This window comes from Marinovum sp. (genome assembly GCF_034669705.1).
Classification (GTDB): Bacteria; Pseudomonadota; Alphaproteobacteria; order Rhodobacterales; family Rhodobacteraceae; genus Marinovum.
This window is the reverse complement of the sequence record NZ_JAXMOR010000064.1, coordinates 1-2,916: the sequence shown is the minus strand read 5'-3', so window position 1 is coordinate 2,916 and position 2,916 is coordinate 1. Positions and strand designations below refer to the sequence as shown.

General features: G+C 65.4%; 1 protein-coding gene. It reads right to left on the bottom strand.

Annotation, left to right across the window (positions count from 1 at the left end):
* Positions 1–475 precede the first annotated feature (475 nt).
* The gene (locus VOI27_RS23085) at positions 476–2,689 is read right to left on the bottom strand and encodes an NADP-dependent isocitrate dehydrogenase (protein ID WP_323769019.1); all 2,214 of its coding nucleotides are present in this window, start codon (positions 2,687–2,689) and stop codon (positions 476–478) included.
* Between the last annotated feature and the right edge of the window lie 227 nt (positions 2,690–2,916).

Genomic DNA, 2,916 nt, shown 5'->3' with positions numbered 1-2,916 from the left:
CAACCGTTCAGGCTGACGACCAAGAATGCGGACGGCTCCCAATCCGGCACACGGGCTCTTGCCCAGGGACCTCACGGGATGCCGTCCGCACCTCCATTATACAGAAAACTGGTTAGACAGGGACCTCAGCGCCGCGCTGCGTATCTGACCAGGAGGCCCCGGCGCAAGGCCGGGGCGGGGGCTCGCAAGACACGCGGAACTGCGCCATTGCCAGACCGCGGGATGGCGATCCGACGGTGACGCAAGGCAGTTTATTCCGGCAGAATCCGTAGACCCTCTGAAGGATCCGTCGACGCGCACCAAATCGCCAGCCCGTCCGGACGGTCTGGCGATGGCGCGGCGGCCTTGTTCCGCGCTGCCCGTATCTCGCCGGACCAGGTGTGAACGAGAGCTCTGCCCGAGGCGCCTGCGACAGGCCCCCGCGGAAAAGGGCCGCCCGGTCCCCCGGACGGCCCTCCAACTCAACGCAAACCCATCACCCGATGATCGCGTTCAGCGTCTTGCTCGGCCGCATCACCTCGGCCTTCTTCTCGACGTCGGGCTTGTAGTAGCCGCCGATCTCCGCCGGCTGGCCCTGCGCTGCCGCCAGTTCGCCGGTGATCGCGTCTTCCTTGGCGGCCAGTTCCTCGGCGATCGGCTTGAAATGCGCCGCCAGCTCGGCGTCGTCCGACTGCGCCGCCAGCGCCTCGGCCCAGTAGCGCGCAAACCAGTAGTGGCTGTCGCGGTTGTCAGGCTCACCCACCTTGCGCGAGGGCGAACGGTCGTTGTCGAGGATGCCCTGCGTGGCCACCTCGGCCGCCTCGCCCAGCACGCCGGCCTTGGCATTGCCCTGGCTGTCGGCGAGGAACTTCAGGCTCTCGCCCAGGGCGCAGAACTCACCCATCGAATCCCAGCGCAGGTGGTTTTCCTCGACCAGTTGCTGCACGTGCTTGGGGGCCGAGCCGCCGGCACCGGTCTCGAACAACCCGCCTCCGTTCATCAGCTTGACGATCGACAGCATCTTGGCCGAGGTGCCGAGCTCGAGGATCGGGAACAGGTCGGTCAGGTAGTCGCGCAGCACGTTGCCGGTGATGGCGATGCTGTCCTTGCCGGCGGTGATGGTCTCGAGCGAGGCGCGGGTCGCCTCGCGCGGCGCCATGATCGAGAAGTTGCCGGCCACGCCGTTTTCCTCGAGGATCGGGGTCACGTAGTTGATCAGCTCGGCATCATGCGCCCGGGTCTCGTCGAGCCAGAAGATCGCCTGAGCGCCGGTCAGCCGCTGGCGGTCCATCGCCAGCTGCACCCAGTTCTCGATCGGTGCCTTCTTGGTGGTGCAGGCGCGCCAGATGTCGCCGGCCTCCACGCTGTGCTCACGCAGCACGTCACCGTTCTCCAGCACCACGCGGAAGCTGCCATCGGCCTCGGCCTCGAAGGTGGTGGGGTGGCTGCCGTATTCCTCGGCCTTCTGCGCCATCAGGCCGACGTTCTGCACCGAGCCGGCGGTGGCGGGGTCGAGCGCGCCGTTTTCCTTGAAGAACTTGATGCTCTCGTCATAGATCGGCGCGTATGAGTTGTCGGGGATGACGCAGTTGCTGTCGCCCTCAGTGCCATCCGGGCCCCAGCCCTTGCCACCGGCGCGGATCAGCGCCGGCATCGAGGCGTCGATGATCACGTCAGAGGGCACGTGCAGGTTGGTGATGCCCTTGTCGGAGTTCACCATGTACATCGGCGGACGCTCGGCGCGCACCTCCTCGATCGCGGCCATGATCTCGGGCTTGTCCTTGACCCGCTCCAGCAGGTCGCCCATCCCCGAGTTCGGGTTGACGCCGGCCGCCTTCAATTCGTCGCCGTATTTTTCGAACACCGGTGCCAGCCAGGCCTTGACCGCATGGCCAAAGATGATCGGGTCAGAGACCTTCATCATCGTCGCCTTCATGTGCAGCGAGAACAGCGTGCCGTCCTGCTTGGTCGCCTCGATCTGCTCCGCAAGGAAATCGGAGAGCGCGCGCGCCGACATGAAGGCGGCATCCACAACCGTGCCGGCCTCGAGCGCCCAGCCATCCTTCAGGACCTTGGTGCTGCCGTCCTTGGACACGAACTCGATCTTCGCCTTGCCGGCCTGGGCGGCGCTCAGCGTGGCCGAGACCTCGGTCGAGCGGAAGTCGTTGCCGTCCATCGACGATACCTTGGTCTTGCTGTCGGCAGACCATTTGCCCATCCGGTGCGGGTTCTTCTGGGCGTCGTTCTTGACGGGTTTGGCGGCGCGCCGATCAGAGTTGCCCTCGCGCAGCACCGGGTTCACCGCCGAGCCCTTGATCGCGTCAAAGCGTGCGCGCACGTCCTTCTCCGCATCGGTCTGCGGGTCTTCGGGGTAATCCGGAAGCGCATAGCCCTGCGCCTGCAGCTCCTTCACCGCGGCGACAAGTTGCGGCACCGAGGCCGAGATATTCGGCAGCTTGATGACATTGGCGCCGGGCTGTTTGACCAGCTCGCCCAGCTCGGCCAGGTCATCCGACTGGCGCTGCTCTTCGGTCAGGCTCTCGGGAAAGGTGGCAATGATCCGGCCGGCCAGCGAAATATCCTTGGTGCCGACCGAGATCCCCGCCGCCGCGGCGAACTTGCGGATGATCGGCAGGAAGGAGGCGCTGGCGAGCTCCGGTGCTTCGTCTACAATGGTATACAGTATCTCGGGGGACTTTGTGTCGGCCATGATGTGTCGCCTTTTTTCTGACAATGGAAACGCAAGGGTTTTTGGGACGGGTCTGACTTCACTGTGCGCCCGGACCGGACGCAACCCGGATTTCGCCAAATACTTCGATCTCCGGTCGAATAGACCAGCACCGCCTCCGTTTCAACCGGACAAAGCCGCGCGGTGCCCTGCCACCCCGCTCCTGGCTTCATCTTGCCCCCTAAACTCCGGGGGTGTGGGGGCTGGCC